13 protein-coding genes are annotated in these 15,541 nt (G+C 67.1%); 6 read left to right on the plus strand and 7 right to left on the minus strand.

Annotation, left to right across the window (positions count from 1 at the left end):
- Positions 1-66: 66 nt before the first annotated feature.
- The 4 genes from rpsF to ACLBYA_RS23545 all read right to left on the minus strand — a co-directional run bounded on the left by rpsF (position 67) and on the right by ACLBYA_RS23545 (position 5,114).
- Positions 67-357 (minus strand): 30S ribosomal protein S6, encoded by a 291-nt coding sequence (gene rpsF / locus ACLBYA_RS23530; RefSeq protein WP_059014612.1) that lies wholly within the window; start codon positions 355-357, stop codon positions 67-69.
- A gap of 131 nt (positions 358-488) precedes the next feature.
- Positions 489-2,039, minus strand: coding sequence for a glycosyltransferase family 87 protein (locus ACLBYA_RS23535; RefSeq protein ID WP_447711889.1), 1,551 nt, complete (start codon positions 2,037-2,039; stop codon positions 489-491).
- A 95-nt stretch (positions 2,040-2,134) separates the two neighbouring features.
- Positions 2,135-4,486 carry a transglycosylase domain-containing protein gene (locus ACLBYA_RS23540; RefSeq protein WP_447711890.1) on the minus strand — a complete coding sequence of 784 codons (2,352 nt, stop codon included), beginning with the start codon at positions 4,484-4,486 and terminating at the stop codon, positions 2,135-2,137.
- A 193-nt stretch (positions 4,487-4,679) separates the two neighbouring features.
- On the minus strand, positions 4,680-5,114 hold the full coding sequence (locus tag ACLBYA_RS23545) for a DUF5318 family protein (RefSeq protein WP_447711867.1): 435 nt from the start codon (positions 5,112-5,114) through the stop codon (positions 4,680-4,682).
- Positions 5,115-5,195: 81 nt separating this feature from the next.
- Between ACLBYA_RS23545 and ACLBYA_RS23550 the strand changes: the two genes are divergently transcribed.
- The 4 genes from ACLBYA_RS23550 to ACLBYA_RS23565 all read left to right on the plus strand — a co-directional run bounded on the left by ACLBYA_RS23550 (position 5,196) and on the right by ACLBYA_RS23565 (position 8,812).
- On the plus strand, positions 5,196-6,068 hold the full coding sequence (locus ACLBYA_RS23550) for a DUF1707 SHOCT-like domain-containing protein (protein WP_447711868.1): 873 nt from the start codon (positions 5,196-5,198) through the stop codon (positions 6,066-6,068).
- A gap of 18 nt (positions 6,069-6,086) precedes the next feature.
- A complete protein-coding gene (locus ACLBYA_RS23555; protein ID WP_447711869.1) occupies positions 6,087-6,956 on the plus strand; it encodes a DUF1707 SHOCT-like domain-containing protein in 870 nt (289 codons plus the stop codon).
- Between the two features lie 172 nt (positions 6,957-7,128).
- Positions 7,129-7,677 carry a PadR family transcriptional regulator gene (locus ACLBYA_RS23560; protein WP_447711870.1) on the plus strand — a complete coding sequence of 183 codons (549 nt, stop codon included), beginning with the start codon at positions 7,129-7,131 and terminating at the stop codon, positions 7,675-7,677.
- Positions 7,678-7,714: 37 nt separating this feature from the next.
- Complete coding sequence (locus tag ACLBYA_RS23565) at positions 7,715-8,812, plus strand: inositol-3-phosphate synthase (protein ID WP_447711871.1); 1,098 nt, start codon at positions 7,715-7,717, stop codon at positions 8,810-8,812.
- 62 nt (positions 8,813-8,874) lie between these two features.
- On the opposite strand, the gene ACLBYA_RS23570 is transcribed toward ACLBYA_RS23565, so the two are convergent.
- Positions 8,875-10,455, minus strand: a complete 1,581-nt coding sequence (locus ACLBYA_RS23570) for an alpha/beta hydrolase (RefSeq protein ID WP_447711872.1) — start codon at positions 10,453-10,455, stop codon at positions 8,875-8,877.
- A 103-nt stretch (positions 10,456-10,558) separates the two neighbouring features.
- Between ACLBYA_RS23570 and ACLBYA_RS23575 the strand changes: the two genes are divergently transcribed.
- Positions 10,559-11,209 carry a TetR/AcrR family transcriptional regulator gene (locus ACLBYA_RS23575; RefSeq protein ID WP_447711891.1) on the plus strand — a complete coding sequence of 217 codons (651 nt, stop codon included), beginning with the start codon at positions 10,559-10,561 and terminating at the stop codon, positions 11,207-11,209.
- Here ACLBYA_RS23575 and ACLBYA_RS23580 read toward each other — a convergent pair.
- Positions 11,199-12,662, minus strand: coding sequence for a diguanylate cyclase (locus ACLBYA_RS23580; protein ID WP_447711873.1), 1,464 nt, complete (start codon positions 12,660-12,662; stop codon positions 11,199-11,201). The two genes, ACLBYA_RS23575 and ACLBYA_RS23580, sit on opposite strands and share 11 nt — an antisense overlap.
- Positions 12,663-12,712: 50 nt before the next feature.
- On the opposite strand from ACLBYA_RS23580, the gene ACLBYA_RS23585 reads away from it, so the two are divergent.
- Positions 12,713-13,639 carry an alpha/beta fold hydrolase gene (locus tag ACLBYA_RS23585; protein ID WP_447711874.1) on the plus strand — a complete coding sequence of 309 codons (927 nt, stop codon included), beginning with the start codon at positions 12,713-12,715 and terminating at the stop codon, positions 13,637-13,639.
- On the opposite strand, the gene ACLBYA_RS23590 is transcribed toward ACLBYA_RS23585, so the two are convergent.
- Positions 13,629-15,377, minus strand: coding sequence for an Ig-like domain-containing protein (locus ACLBYA_RS23590; protein ID WP_447711875.1), 1,749 nt, complete (start codon positions 15,375-15,377; stop codon positions 13,629-13,631). The genes ACLBYA_RS23585 and ACLBYA_RS23590 overlap by 11 nt on opposite strands.
- Positions 15,378-15,541: the final 164 nt, after the last annotated feature.

The raw sequence follows: 15,541 nt of genomic DNA on the forward strand, positions 1-15,541 counted from the left end.
GTATACGAAGAGCGGTCGCAGGCGAGCCTACGGAACCGGTCGGACGTACACATGATGTCGCCAGACTCAGTGCTTGTCGGTCCGCATCACCTTGGTGCGCAGCACGGACTCGTTCAGATTGAGCTGGCGATCCAGCTCGGACACGGTCGCGGGCTCGGCCTTCAGATCGACGACCGCGTAGATGCCCTCGGCATGCTTGGCGATCTCGTAGGCGAGCCGGCGGCGTCCCCAGATGTCAACCTTGTCAACGCTGCCACCGTCCTTGCGGATGACGTTCAGGAACGTCTCCAGCGAGGGAGCTACGGTGCGCTCGTCGAGAGTGGGGTCGAGAATGACCATGATTTCGTATGGACGCATGAGAAACCCATCACCTCCTATGGTCGTTGCGGCCACGGCTTGTCCGTGGCAGGAGGGTCGCCTGCGTCGGCAACCGCTCCAAGGTACAGGAACGGGCCGTGATCTGCGAAATCGCTGCGTTGACGCTGCGCTCAGGGTGCAAAAGTGCGAGTAGGCGTCGCCGTCACCGCAGAGTCAACGGCAGCCGCCGGCCGCAGCCACGAAGGCAACCAGCGCGGCGGGTCATCGCGCGCCCGGTCGAACACGCCCCCGGACGGATCATCGATGCCACCGCGGCGGACCAGGTCCAGCTCGGGACGCCGGATCTGTCGGATGACCAGCACCACCAGCGCCACCACGGCGATGTCACGCAGCAGCACCGTCAGCGTGAACCACTGCTCGGGCAGCCCGCGGTTCTGCTCTCCGTACAGATAGAGCATCCGCGGCACCCAGACCAGCGCGTCGATCGTCATCCACGCCAACAGAATTCGGCGATGCGGTAGCGCCAGCACCGCCAGCGGCACCAGCCACAGCGAGAACTGCGGGCTCCACACCTTGTTGGTCAGCAGGAACGCCGCGACCACCAGGAACGCCAGCTGGGCCAGCCGCGGCCGCCGCGCCGCGGTCAGCGCCAGCCAGGCGATGCCCACACAGCACAACAGGAACAACGCCGCCGTCACCGCGTTGGTGACCGTCGGCGGCTCCCAGAAGCCGAGCCCCGGATCGAATCCGGGCCAGCCGGTGAAGGACTTCACCACGTTGTAGATGGAGTCCATATCGTCACCGCGACGCGAGTTGAGCCGGAAGAACTCCGACCAGCCACGCGGGAACAGCACCAGCACAGGCAGATTCACCAGCACCCAGGCCACCAGCGCGGTCAGCGCAGTCCTGCCGAACTCGCGCATCCGGCCCGACCGCAGACACAGCACCAGCAGCGGGCCGAGCAGCAGCGCCGGGTACAGCTTCAATGCCACCCCGATACCGATCAGCGCCCCGGCCAGCACCGGCTTACGTCGTGACCAGGCCAGCAGCGCTCCGGTCGCGCAGGCCACCGCCAGCGCATCGAAGTTGGTGAAGATCTGGAAGATCAGCAGCGGGGAGGCCGCCACCAACGCGGCGTCCCAGATGCGTCGACCGGACAGCAGCGCGGTCGCCCAGACCGTCACCAGCCAGGCCAACGCCAATCCGAACGCGGAGATGTTGAAGAACATCACCACCTCGGCCACCACCGGCACCGCGGCGACCGTCGTCAACGCCGAATACGTCTTGGCCAGCGTCATCGACAGGTACTGGTAGATGCCGGTCAGCACCGGATACTCCATGTACCGCACCGGTTCGCTGCCGTCGTAGACGACGTGCGGTTTACCGTCGCCGTCCTTTTCTATCCAGCTGGACTTGTACGGAAACTTGCCCTGGTTCAACAACTCTGCGGTGTAGAGCGGGACGGTGTCCGAGTAACACAGCGAGTAGTAGGCGCGTTGGTTCTCCCAGTTCGCGACGCGTTGCGCGGCGGTACCGGTATCGGTGGAGACCAGGCAGGCCGCCTTGGTCGAGTAGCCCAGCGCCAGGAAGACGACGGCGATCAGGAACATCACTCGCAGCGGGGTCAGGAACCGGGTCCGGCCGATCAGTGCGTGCCGGCCGACCGGGCCGCCGATCGTCTGCGACAGCGCCGCACCGATGGTGTCGGTGCGGCTCGGCATGTCCCGGTCGTCGAGCGACCGCCGGTCTTCTGCCAGCGGAGCTGGCGAGACGGTCCCCGCCAGCGGATCCGGTGACACCGAGCCGTCGGATGCCGTCACGGCGGAGGCGGACCCGGCGGCACCGGCTGACCCGGCGGCACAGCGTTCGGATCACCGGGCACCGGCGGCACCGGCGGCGGCCCGATCGGCACCGTGGTCGGCGGGCCCCACGGGATGGTGAGCCCGGGCGCGATCTCCAGCGTCGGCTGGATGACCGTCTCCGACGGCGGTGGCGGAATCGGGGTGTCCGGCGGCGGGGGCGGCGCAGGCGCGGCGGCCGGCGGTCCGGCATACCCACCGATCTCCGACGGCTTCGGGAAGGTCTCGTTGTCGGTGCCGTCCAGCGCACCGTCCATGGTCTCTTTCCAGATATCGGACGGCAGTCCCGAGCCGTAGACCGGGCCGCCCCACTGGTTCACCAACGGTTTGTCGCCGCCGGTGGTGCCGACCCAGACCGCGGTGGACAGCGACGGGGTGTAGCCGACCATCCAGGCGTCCCGGTTGGCCCCGGTGTCGCCCAGCTGATTGGTACCGGTCTTGGCAGCCGACGCCCGACCGCCGGACAGGTTGTGGCCGTTGGAGTAGCCGGCGATCGGCTGCATCGCGGCGGTCACGTTGTCGGCGACCTTGGACTCGATGCGCTGTTCGCCCTCGTCACCCTGCTCGCCGGCGTCGAACAACACGTTGCCCGAGGCGTCCTCGACCCGCTGCACGAAATGCGGCCGGTGATAGACACCCGACGCGGCGAGCGTGGCGTACGCCGAGGCCATGTCGATGACGCGGCTCTGGTACTGGCCGAGCACGACACCGTTGTTGGGCGGGCCGCCCTCGCCGTCCTCGCTGAGGGTGTGGTCGACGCCGGGGAAACTCTCGGCGATACCGGCCTGATGCGCCGCGTCTGCCACATCCTGCGGACCGTTCTGCAGCTTCAGCATCAGCCGGTAGTAGCTGGTGTTCAGCGACCGCTTGAGCGCCTCGGCGATGTTGCAGCTGCCACAGCTGCCGCCCTCGACGTTACCGATCTTGATGCCGTTGAGTTCCAGTGGCGAGCTGTCGATGTTGTAGCCCAGCCCGATGCCCTGCTGCAGGGCGGCCACCAACGCGAACACCTTGAACGACGATCCGGTCGGCAGGCCGGCCTGGGCGAAGTCGAACCCGTTGGCATCCGAACCGCCGTAGTACGCCTTGACCCCGCCGGTGCGCGGGTCGACGGACACCACCGCCGACCGCATATCGGGGTCCTGCCCGTCGAGGGTTTCGGTGACCGCCTCCTCGGCGGCCTTCTGCGCCTGCGGGTCGATGGTGGTGGTGATCTTCAGACCCTCGGTGTTCAGCGTCTGCTCGTTGATGTCGAAGAGCTCGAGCAGCTCGCGGGTCACCTGACGCTCGATGAGGCCGTTGGGACCGGTGGTCTGATTGGCCTGGCTGGCGAAATCGGGCGGCACCGTCGGCGGGAACACCTGCGCGGCGCGGTCGGCCGGTGACAGTGCGCCGATCTCGACCATGCCGTCGAGCACCCAGTTCCACCGGTCGGCCGCACCCTCGGGATCGACCGCGGGATCCAGCGTGGACGGCCGCTGGATCAGTGCTGCCAGCAGGGCGCCCTCGGCGACGTTCAGTTGCTCGACGGGCTTGCCGAAATAGGCCTGGGCGGCGGCCGAGACCCCGTAGGCGCCGCGGCCGAAATAGATGATGTTCAGGTAGGACTCGAGCACGGCGTCCTTGGACCATTCGCCGGCCATCTTCGTGGAGATGACGAGTTCCTTGGCCTTGCGCACGATGCCGCCGACCCCGGAACGCTCGTCGCCGACGAGCGCGTTCTTCACGTACTGCTGGGTGATCGTCGAACCACCCTGCAGACCGCCGCTACTGCCGAACAGGTTGTTCAGGAAGGCACGTGCGAATCCGGTGAACGAGAAGCCGGGATTGGAGTAGAAGTCGCGATCCTCGGCCGCCATCACCGCATCGCGGACGTGCACCGGGATCTGGTCGATCTTCACGTCGACCCGGTTACCTTCGGGCGGAACGATCTTCGCCATCTCACTGCCGTCGCTGGCCAGGATGGTCGACACCTGTGCGGTGCGGATATCGCCGGGCTTGGGGACCTCGACGATCATGTAGGCCATGCCGAAGGTGATCGCCGGCAGCACCAGGAAGACCACCAGCGCGGCATAAACCGCCCGCCGCACCCACTTCCACTGGAACCTGCGGGCCGGCTTCGGTCCGGGCGGCGGGCCACCGGGTCCACCGGTGCCGCCGGGTCCGCCCGGGCCGAGTGGGGGTGGCGGGGGCTTACGCGGCGGGCCGCCGTCGAGCGCAGCCTTGACGACGTCGATCTGGTCGCGCATATGCGGTGCGATATCACTGCGCACCGGCGGGATCAGCGCCGTCTTGCGGTCGTCGGGGATGCCGCCGGCGGGCCTGCCGGGGCGCGGTGGCTCGGGCGGGTTCTGCCGGGATCGGTCGGGCGGGGTGGGCTGAGATCCAACCGGTGGATTCGGACGAGGATGCGCCCCTGCCGGGTTCGGGTTCTGACGCGCACGCTCGCCGACGGACCGCTCGAATTCGGCATCGCCCGTCGGACCGCTGTGGCGCCCTTCGCTATTCACTGGCCGTACGCGCGCCGGAGCGCGCCGTCCGAGTGCCCTTCGGCCGTTGCGTCCCGTCCTTGGGGCGCGGCGTTCCGAGCACGTATGACTTCACCAGGTGGTTCCAACTGCAAGTGCGGCATACCTCCACCACATGGACCGCGAATTCGTCGTAGCGCGTCGCGAGCAACACCAGCTCCTCGGCGGTGCGGGCCGAACCCGACACCGCGCCGAGATGCTCCCCGAACACCCAGGACACCAGCGTGAGCTGCTCCTTGCGGCAGATCGGGCACATCACCGAGCTGGGCTTGCCGTGATATTTGGCCGCGCGCAGTAGATACGGATTGGCATCGCACACCTCGGTGACACCGGTACGCCCGGAGTACACCTCGGCCAGCAGGGATCGACGCCGAAGGGCGTAATCCACCACCTGTCGCTGCAATCGCACGATCACCAGAGTACGTCGGCCCCGCAGCTACCGAGGCGCGACGGCAGCGCGGCCGGCACCGAACTTCTACCATCTGTATCCGTGGCGGCACGGCTGACAGGGCGAACACGCGCGAAGGACAGCGATCGCGATGCGACCTGTAGGCAACTCGACGAGGCGCACAGCGAAGGTCAGCTGTCGATGGCCGAACATCAGCAGCGGATCGCCCGCGCACTGCAGGCGAGCACGCTGGGAGAACTGGCCGATCTGGTCGCCGACCTGCAACGCAACGCATCGTCCTGGCCCCGACCGGCCAAGAAGTCGGTGCCCCGCGCCCAGATTCTGACCGCCGCGGGTGCCGCGGTCGTCGGCTTCGGCATCATCGGCGCGATCGTGTTCTCCGGCGGCGACGACGTCACCCCGGCCACGCCATCGGCCAACCCGACCCCGGAGGTACTGGTCCCACCCGCCGTCACAGCGGGGCCGGCGCCGGTCGATGAACCGCCGCCCCTGGTGTTGAACGTGCCGCGGTACCTGAACACCGTCGAGGGCATGTCGGGTGTGCTCGAAGAGATGCGCAAGCGGTTCGGCAGCACCATGGGATTCGAGCTGACCTTCACCCCGGATCGGGCCGATCTGTCGGTTCCGGATCCGGCCGACGACGGGCGAGAGCTCAGCTACACCTTCCGCGGTGGCTGGGATGCGCCGAGACCCTGGCCTCGCTCGGATTCAAACCAGGTGACCGATCTCGCGGCCTTTGACGTCCCGGCCGCGGCCGCCGCCTGGCAGGCCGCCCCCGAGACTCTGGGCATCACACTCGACAGTGTCGAGTACACCTACCTGGACATCGCGGGGAGCGACAGCGGTCCGGGCCCGCTGGAGCTGTTGATCCGAGTGTCCACCTACGCAAACACCTACGGCTATATCTATCTGGACCCCGCCGGCAATGTCCTGCGTGTCGAAAAGCCGAGCTGAGCCCTACCATCAACTTCCGTGGCGACACGGCAGACAGCGGGGACGCGGGCGCGCGACGCCGACCGCGATGACACCTGCAAGGTCCTCGACAGCGCACTGAGCGACGGGCAGCTGTCCGCGGAAGAACACCGGCAGCGGGTGGCGTCGGCGACCAGCGCAGCGACCCTCGGCGACCTGCAGGGGTTGGTCAGCGATCTACAGACCGACAGCGCCCCGGTGAAACTGCCCGACCTCAAACCCGAGCGCAAGGGGCCCGCGATCAGCCCGGGCGCCGGCTGGGGTATCCGGATCGCCACGGCCGCGGTGCTGGTGGTGCTCGGTGTCGCGATCGGTTGGGGGCTGTACGGAAACACGTCCTCACCGTTCAGTTTCGAGACCGATCCGGGTGCCAAGGCCGACGGCATCCCGGCCACGGTGTTGACCGCGCCCCGGCAGCTGCAGTCACTCGGTGGGCTGACCGGGCTGTTCGAGCAGATGCGCCAGAAGTTCGGCGACACCAACGGTTACGACCTGACCATCTTCGACGACTACGCCTCGCTGGAGCGGGCCGACCCGAACGAGCCGCGCCGGGTGCTGCGCTACAGCTACCGCGGCGGCTGGGACGACCCGTCCGAGACCAGCGTCAGCAGCGACGCCCGGGTCGTCGACCTGGCCGCGTTCGACGTCGCCACGTTCGTCGGCCTGATCCGGGGTGCCCCGGAGACCCTGGGCATCGACCCGGCCGAGGTCAAGCAGATTCATGTCAGCATCGGCCCGAACAGCGACACCACGGCCCCGCCGGAGAGTATCGAGATCAGCATTTACGTCTCCCCCGAGTTCGGGAACAGCGGCTACATCGAGTTCAACGGCGATGCGACCGTCAAGCGGATCAACTACCCGAGCCCGTAACCCCCCCCCCCCCCCCCGTCGCATCGCTCGCCCCGTTCACCCGACAGACACCCCGGCGATCCCCGCAGATCGCCGTACCGTCATGTGCGAGTAGCGCCGATTATATCGGGGCGATACACTTCGCCGAGGTGTCGATCCGTCGTAGCGGTCGACTGTACGAGGAGGTGATTCGATGCTGGAGCTCGCAGTTCTGGGCCTGCTCTTGGAGTCACCGATGCACGGGTACGAACTTCGCAAGCGCCTGACGGGGCTGCTGGGCGCCTTCCGCGCCTTCTCGTACGGGTCTCTCTACCCCGCGCTTCGGCGCATGCAGGCCGATGGACTCATCGTCGAGGACGCCGCGCCGGACGGGACCCCGAAGATGCGGCGCGCGCGCCGCGTCTACCAACTCAGCGATGCGGGCAAGAAGCGTTTCGCCGAGCTGGTCGCCGACACCGGACCGCAGAACTACACCGACGACGGTTTCGGTGTACATCTGGCGTTCTTCAACCGGACCCCGGCCGAAGCACGCATGCGCATCCTGGAAGGCCGCCGGCGGCAGGTGGAGGAACGCCGCGAAGGCCTACGGGAGGCGATTGCCCGCGCCAGCACCTCGCTGGACCGCTACACCAAGCAGCTTCACCAGCTGGGCCTGGAGTCCAGCGAACGCGAAGTGAAGTGGCTCAACGAACTGATCGCGGCCGAACGCGTCGCACAGAGCCACCCCGATAACCAGCCGTGAGCAGCACCTGAAATTTCAGCAGGAGAAGGAGAACGTCATGTCTGAGACCACCGCGCCCAACGAGGTCAGGGTCGCGATTGTCGGAGTCGGCAACTGCGCATCCTCCCTGGTTCAGGGTGTGCAGTACTACCGCGACGCCGACGAGAATGCCAGCGTCCCCGGCCTGATGCACGTCAAGTTCGGCCCGTACCACGTGCGCGACGTGAAGTTCGTCGCCGCGTTCGACGTGGACGCCAAGAAGGTCGGCTTCGACCTGTCCGAGGCGATCGGCGCCTCCGAGAACAACACCATCAAGATCGCCGATGTACCGCCGACGGACATCATCGTGCAGCGCGGCCCGACCCTCGATGGCATCGGCAAGTACTACTCCGAGACCATCGAGGTCTCCGATGCCGAACCGGTCGACGTCGTCAAGGTCCTCAAGGACAACAAGGTCGACGTGCTGGTCTCGTACCTCCCGGTCGGTTCCGAAGAGGCCGACAAGTTCTACGCGCAGTGCGCCATCGATGCCAAGGTCGCGTTCGTCAACGCGCTGCCGGTCTTCATCGCCTCGGATCCGCTGTGGGCCAAGAAGTTCGAGGACGCCGGTGTGCCGATCGTCGGCGACGACATCAAGAGCCAGGTCGGCGCCACCATCACCCACCGCGTGATGGCCAAGCTGTTCGAGGACCGCGGCGTGACGCTGGACCGCACCTACCAGCTCAACGTCGGCGGCAACATGGACTTCAAGAACATGCTGGAGCGTGATCGCCTGGAGTCCAAGAAGGTCTCCAAGACCCAGGCCGTGACCTCGAACCTGAGCGGTTCGCTGGCCGACAAGGTCTACGACAAGAACGTGCACATCGGCCCGTCGGACTATGTCGCCTGGCTTGATGACCGTAAGTGGGCCTACGTGCGCCTGGAAGGCCGCGCCTTCGGTGACGTGCCGCTGAACCTGGAGTACAAGCTCGAGGTGTGGGACTCGCCGAACTCGGCCGGCATCATCATCGACGCCGTGCGGGCGGCCAAGATCGCCAAGGACCGTGGTCTGGGCGGCCCGATCCTGCCGGCATCGGCCTACCTGATGAAGAGCCCGCCCAAGCAGATCGCCGACGATGTCGCCCGCGTCGAGTTGGAGAAGTTCATCGAAGGCTAGACCTCCGTTGTGATTTGGGGAGTTTCCGTCGGAACCATTCCGACGGGGACTCCCCAAATCTGTTATGCGGGGTCATAGACGAACAGGTGCCGCCCGGCGAAGGTGAGCAGCCAACTCAGCACCGGGTCCAGCAGCGGCCCCAACGGTGAGGGGCCCGCGGGCCCCAGCGGCAGGACGACGGCGGTGGCCGCTCCGGTCCTGGTGTCGATCGTGATCCGATCCCCCGGTTCGCCGTAACTGCCACCTGTCGAAGTGCCGGCGAACAGGTCGTCGACCCAACCCGCTGTGATGAGGCCTGCCGCATCGATGTTCACCCGATGCGAGAATCCGCTGACGACGTACTCGGCGAACTGCAGCAGTGAGTTTCCGCCCTCCATGTAGTCGATGTGCATACCATCGGTCAGCGCCACCCCGTTGAATCGGCCCGGCCGCGCGGCCATCAGCTTGTCGGCCATATCGCCGTGCCTGCTCCACATGTACCGCTGCGACGAGATCAGATAGATCGGGATATCCTGCGCGCCGGTGAGTTTGGCCAGCGCGTCGCCGATGGCGCGGGACCCGGCGGGCTCGACACCATCGAGCATCACCACACCGGCCAGATTGCCGAAGGCCGGCGTTCCGGCCAGGTATCCCGCCACCGCGGTCACCACGGTGCCGCCCGCGGAATGCCCCACCAGCGCAAAGCGCTCCGGCAGTGTGAACGCGTGACCCGCTGCCGCGCTTGCACTTTCGGTGAGCGCGTGCCGATCACCGGCGAACAGGTCGGCCATCGCACGTTGCATGGTCGATCCGCCCACCCATTCGGCGTTCACGCTGAAGAAGTTCGACGACAGCGACGGTGCCACCACGATGCTGTTGGTCCGCTCCGCCAGGTTGGCTGCGGTGTAGCTGTACATGGGCGCGCTGGCCAGGAATCCGTGCTGCAGATAGATCAGCCGTGTCGACTCGTCGGCATCCTTCGGGAAGTACCAGTTCGCCTCCACGGAACGGCCCGCTCCGATGGGCACGGTCAACGATGAGGTGCGGACCGTGACGGTGCTACCCGCGGGCAGCATCGGCGGTCCGTCGATCAGATGGATCAATCCCATCAGCGCATCGAGCACCATCGAGCCGACCGTGTTGAGTAATGACGGTGCACGCGTGACGGTTTCGGCCGGTTTCTCGACAGCGGCCACCGTGGCCGGCACCGACACCTCCGCGGACGCGGCACGTTGCACGGTCGCGGACAGCGCCACGGCGGGTGCGGCGGGTGCCGGCTCGGGCGGAGTCTCGATCGCAGCATCGGCTGGTTCAGCGGGTTCTGTGGGCTCGGCGGCCGCCTCCGCCGGCGCGGCGATCGATCGGGCCGGTCGGTCACCGACGCCAAGGGTGCGCTTGCGGGATTCGATGATGGTCCGCGGACCGGTCACCGCACGCGGACGGGTACGGGGTTGCCGGGCCTCGGTCGGCTCACCGTCCGGTCGCCCGGCAGTCGCGTCACCCGCCCCGGCGTCGGCCGGCGCAGCACTTGGCGGTGCCGACGACTGGCTTGGGCCATCCGAACCGCCGGCGTCCTCCGGTGCCGCCCATCCCACCGGCGCTCCGGCCGACAAACAGACCGCGATCAGCCCCGCGCCGACGATGCCCAGCAGCCCAGCCCTCATTATCCGCCCCCCAGCATAATAGACATATTTAGAAAGTGTCTATTTTTATAACTCAGTCGCCTAGAGAGCGGAGGCGTTTCGGCATACTGACCGCGTGTCCACCATGCCGCCGCCGCGCCGTGGACGCGGCCGTCCGGCCGGCGGGGGGAACACCGCCGAACAGGCCCGCCTGGTGTTGATGGACGCCGCTGAACAGTCCATCCTCTCGCGCGGCTTCGTGGCGTCGACCATGGCGGTGATCGCCCGCGACGCCGGGTACTCGCGCCCAGCCATGTATCAGCACTTTCCGACCCGCCGACATCTGTTGGAAGCCTTGGTGCACCGGACCACGGCGCGCTACCAGTCCTCGATCGGCGAGCGGTTGCCCGACGGCGCGGGATTCGCCGAGATCGCCGTCGAGAGCCTCGTCATCGTCGCCACCGAACTGATCCACGACCCACTGCTCAAGACGATGTCCGAGCAGGCCGACGAGGGCCTGGTCGGCCGACTTGTGGCCGAGAACCCCAGCCTGCCTGCCTTGGTGGCGACCATGATCGAGATCGCCGAGGAGGATCAGCTCCGGCCGGGACTGCGCGCCGGCGATATCGCCCAGTACTTCATCTCGACGGCGGTCGCCCTGCTACTCGGTGTCGTTCCCGGCACCGATGACCCCGATACCGCGCGCCGGTACATCGAGACGTTCTTCCTGCCGGCCATCCTGGCTGCCCCGCCGGGTCCCCGTCCGGTCTTCGACCACCGGGACGCTAGTCGGTGATCGAGTCGACCACCGTGGCGTTACGGTCCTTCTTTGCCTGGTACAGCGCCGCATCGGCGATGTCGAGCAGTTGCTCCAGATCCGTATCGGCGGCGTTGGCGTAGCCCACGCCGATGCTGATCGTGGGTCCGTGCACTCCGAACGACGCTGCGGCACCGTCCTGTTGCGCCACCCGCAACCGCTCGGCGATCGTCCGGGCCACCTCCAGTTCGATATCCGGGATCAACACTGCGAACTCCTCACCGCCGAGGCGGCCGAAGTGATCGCCGGGACGCAGCACATCACGCACCCGGTCGGCGAAATCGCGCAGCACACCATCTCCGGCGCGATGCCCGAGCGCATCGTTGACGTTCTTGAAGTGATCCAGATCGATCAGCAGCACCGCCACAGGTCGGCCCGACCGAGTCGACGCCGCCAGGCTGTTTTCCGCCAGCCGGTAGAACTCGTCGCGGCGCAACGCCGCGGTCAGATCGTCGACGGTGCCGGCCCGCCGCACCTCGTCCAGCAGACGGTGCCGTTCGGCCATGACGCAGGCCACCGCGATAGGTCCGACCGCCAGCAGCGCCAGGCCGATCTGCACGGACACACTCACCGGCGTGGCCACATCGGTCGGCAGGCCGACCAGCCCGTGCGCATTGAGCAACATCAGCGCGGCCGCGGCCAGTGCGGTGCACAGCGCGGTGATGAACACCGTGGTCAACAAGGCGGTCACCACCAGGACTGGCACCGGGAAGGCCAGCGCGCCGGTCCCGCCGATGACCACCGCCATGACAAGGCACACCACCAGCGTCGTGATCGCGCCGGCGACCTGAACCAGCTCGCGACCCGTCGGCAGTGCAGTACGCCGCCAGAACGGCGGGCAGGTCATCGCCAACGGCGTGATGGTCAGGTAGTGCACCAACTCCGTCGTCGTCCAGAACACCACCGTGTCGCCCCAGGACTGCCCGAGAATCCACACGTGTGCGAGGCCGCCCGCCACACCGGCGGCGAGCGCGGCTGTCGCCGCCATCGCTACCAGGAACACCACCGACCGGACACGGCCCAGCGTGCGGTCCGGTAGCGGAAAGCGTCGGAACAGGTAGTACCCGGCCGCGACGCCGACCAGATTGACGGTGTTCAGCGCAAGACTGCGGACCAGCGATCCGCCGGTCACCAGATCGGCCGCCAGGTAGGCGGCCAGCCACACCGGCCACGCCGCGAGCGGTGCGCACTTCGGAAAACGGATGATGACACCGAGCAGCAAGGCATTCGCCGGCCAGAACGCCGCCAATGTCCCGGGTAATCGCGTCAGAATTCCCAGCAAGCACGCAGCAAACACCAGTAACGCAATCAGCGCGACCCGGTACGCAACTGCTCGACCGGTCTGAACTGTACTGATGGTCCCACCCCTTGCCGTCTGCCACCTCCCAAGCGCCAGTAACGCGTTTGCCAGCATACGCGCTCGCAAACTCATCGACGGTTTGTCGCCCCATCGGGGGACATCAACTATGTAATGTCCCCCACGTGGCCAACCCGGATATCTCCGATGACGATTTGCTCGAACTGGATGAGTTCGCGCTGCTCGGCGAGAACGCCGAGCAGGCCGGGCTCGACGGCCCGCTGCCCGCCGTGCAGCGGATCGAGGCGGGCGATATCAGCCTCATCAAGTGGGGTGCCGAGTCCCCCGAGGTGGTGTTCCTGCACGGTGGCGGGCAGAACGCACACACCTGGGACACGGTGATCCTGGGCCTCGGACTGCCGGCCCTGGCCATCGATCTGCCCGGGCACGGTCGATCGGGCTGGCGCGAGGACGGCGACTACGGTCCGAAGCTCAACGCCGAGACGGTGAAGCCCGTGCTGCGCGAGTACGCCGCCGATGCCCGACTGGTGGTGGGGATGTCGCTCGGCGGACTGACCGCGCTGCGGGTGGCGGCGACCGAACCCGCGCTGGTGCCCGAGCTGGTGCTCGTCGACGTGACGCCGTCGGCACCGGAACGGCATGAGCAGATGTCCAAGGCCCAGCTGGGTGCGGTGGCGCTGGTCCAGGGTGAGCGCAGTTTCCCGAGCTTTCAGGCCATGCTCGACGTCACCATCGAGGCCGCACCGCACCGCGATCGGAAATCATTGCGGCGCGGGGTCTTCCACAATGCCAAACGACTCGATGACAGCACCTGGACCTGGCGGTACGACTCGATCCGCCGAGGCGCCACGGGCACCGGGATGCCCGAGTCGTTCCTGGGGCTCTGGGATGACGTGCCGTCCATCACGATGCCGACCGCACTGGTACGCGGCGCCAACTCGTTCTTCGTCAACGACGAGGACGCGGCGGCCTTCGCCGAGAACGCCCCCGGCTTCCGGCAGACCTACATCGTCGAGGGTGCCGGTCATTCCGTGCAGGGCGATCAGCCGGGCAAGCTGATCGAGATCCTGCGCGGGATCGTCAGCGGCTGATGTCGACGACCCGGTACCCCAGGTCGCGCAGGACGCCGATCTCCATCGCGCTGAGCACCCGTACCCCCAACCCGCTGTCGGTCCTCGCGTTCATCAGCAACTGCTGATCCCCGGCGAAGGTCACATCATCGGTGTGACTTCCGGAGCTTCCGTCGGACCAGGGATCCGGGGTGAACAGCGGCACCGGACCGCCATAGGCCGCGACGGCATTCTTACCGCCGAAGTAGAGACCTCCGTCCTGCCCGACGAGGTGACCGTCGAAATCGTCGTCCCACCGGTAATCCCGCCCGATCGGCCGTTTTCCGTTGGCGGTCACCAGGAATCGGTCCGTCGTCAGCCAGTGCCGATCCTCGTTGTCACCGGGTCCGCCGATCATCGACATGAACCCGAACGAATGCAGCAGCTCGTGCATGGCTGTGGACTGGAAGTCGTACGCCCCGGCGGCCACGTCATCCCCGAGCCCCCACGGGGCGCCGAAGTTCCAGTTGATCTCGCCATCGACCCCGGCTCCGTTGGCGTCTCTCCCGGTCAGGAGTTTGTGCTGCACCACGGTGTTCCAGTAGCCGGGGTTCTCGCTGAGCAGACTGCTGCCCGCCGACGCCAGTGTGCGCGAGTCCGGGTTGTTGTCACCCTTGACCGAGTAGGTCAGCAGGACCGGATTGAAGACCCGGAAGTAGAGGATCAACGCGTCGGCCGACCGCTGCAGCTCGGCCCGTCGCTCCGCGGTCCAGTGCTCGGCACCCTCGACGTAGTCGAAGTCGAACTTGACCGCACCCTGATTGATCAGCGACCGCGTGGGATTGCTGCCGATCGGTCGCAGCGGTTCCAGCAAGTTGGTGTGGAACCCGATATCGATGGCGGTGACGCGGAAGGTGTCCACGCCGTCGAACCCAGTTCCGGGTGTATAGGTGAAGGTGCCGTCGCCGCTGATGTGCACGCTGCCCGATTTCGGACCCCGGGTCAGCACGTAGATCATCCGGTCACCGTCGGGGTCATAGGCCCCCAATGTTCCGGTCACCGGGCCGTCGAGAACGCCGGTGATCTGCACCGGGTCGATGGTCGGCGCCTGGTTGAAGAAGGTGCGACGGATGGTGAAGAACGCCGCCTCCAGCTGAGCCTTGGTCCGCTCGTCGGTCTGTAGTGACTCGATCCAGCCGAGGCTGTCGTTGCTCCACGCGTCCAGTGAGCGGGCCACCCAGCGCGAGTACGCACTCTGCCAGGACGCGGTCAGCGATGGTGTCGGCGGCGGAGTCGAGACTGGTTGTACCGCAGTAGAATTTGCACTCTGCGTCGGTACTGCCGGGCCAGGGGTGCTCGACAGGTTCGCATCGGGCGTCGGGCTTGCAGTGCTGGACTGCTCGACGGAATCCGACGCGGCGGTGTCCGGCTCGGCGGGGTCCCGCTTGTCCTGGTCGGCCTCTTCGGCCTCTTCGGTCTCTTCGACGTCCTCGGCGTCCTCGGCGTCCTCGGCATGGCGTGCCGAGTTGCGCGGCGCCGTCGCGGTGCGGGCCGTGCGGGCGGTCCGCACCGAACGCACCGACTTCGCGCCGTCGGATCGCGATGCGCTCGCCGACGCCGACGATGCGCCGCCTGTGTCGGCCGTGGCGGTGCCGACCTGAGGTCCGGCCAGCGACAGGCCCCAAAGCGCGGCGCCCATACCCGCCGAGGCGACACCGAGCTGCAGCCACCGGCGGACAGCGAAGGACTCGGAGCGACGGGCGCGCGCGGCAGCCGACATATTTGACCCTTTCGTCAATAGATTCGGATCAATGTACCGCCACTCGTCAGCAAATTCCGTGATCTGTCAAACATTGCGCCGAGCGGACCGTTAGGTCCGTCAACTTCCGTTCACCTTCTGATTGCCTGCTGCTAGCCCGGCTCCCGTAACTTTCTCGCCCGAAC

The sequence above is a fragment of the Mycobacterium sp. C31M genome (assembly GCF_053345865.1).

Excerpts from the sequence above, each read along its gene's own strand:
- ACLBYA_RS23560 (WP_447711870.1), top strand. The coding sequence starts at position 7,129 with ATGCTGGAGCTCGCAGTTCTGGGCCTGCTCTTGGAGTCACCGATGCAC.
- rpsF (WP_059014612.1), bottom strand. The coding sequence starts at position 357 with ATGCGTCCATACGAAATCATGGTCATTCTCGACCCCACTCTCGACGAG.
- ACLBYA_RS23535 (WP_447711889.1), bottom strand. The coding sequence starts at position 2,039 with ATGCCGAGCCGCACCGACACCATCGGTGCGGCGCTGTCGCAGACGATC.
- ACLBYA_RS23590 (WP_447711875.1), bottom strand. The coding sequence starts at position 15,377 with ATGTCGGCTGCCGCGCGCGCCCGTCGCTCCGAGTCCTTCGCTGTCCGC.
- ACLBYA_RS23570 (WP_447711872.1), bottom strand. The coding sequence starts at position 10,455 with ATGAGGGCTGGGCTGCTGGGCATCGTCGGCGCGGGGCTGATCGCGGTC.
- ACLBYA_RS23575 (WP_447711891.1), top strand. The coding sequence starts at position 10,559 with ATGCCGCCGCCGCGCCGTGGACGCGGCCGTCCGGCCGGCGGGGGGAAC.
- ACLBYA_RS23580 (WP_447711873.1), bottom strand. The coding sequence starts at position 12,662 with ATGAGTTTGCGAGCGCGTATGCTGGCAAACGCGTTACTGGCGCTTGGG.
- ACLBYA_RS23565 (WP_447711871.1), top strand. The coding sequence starts at position 7,715 with ATGTCTGAGACCACCGCGCCCAACGAGGTCAGGGTCGCGATTGTCGGA.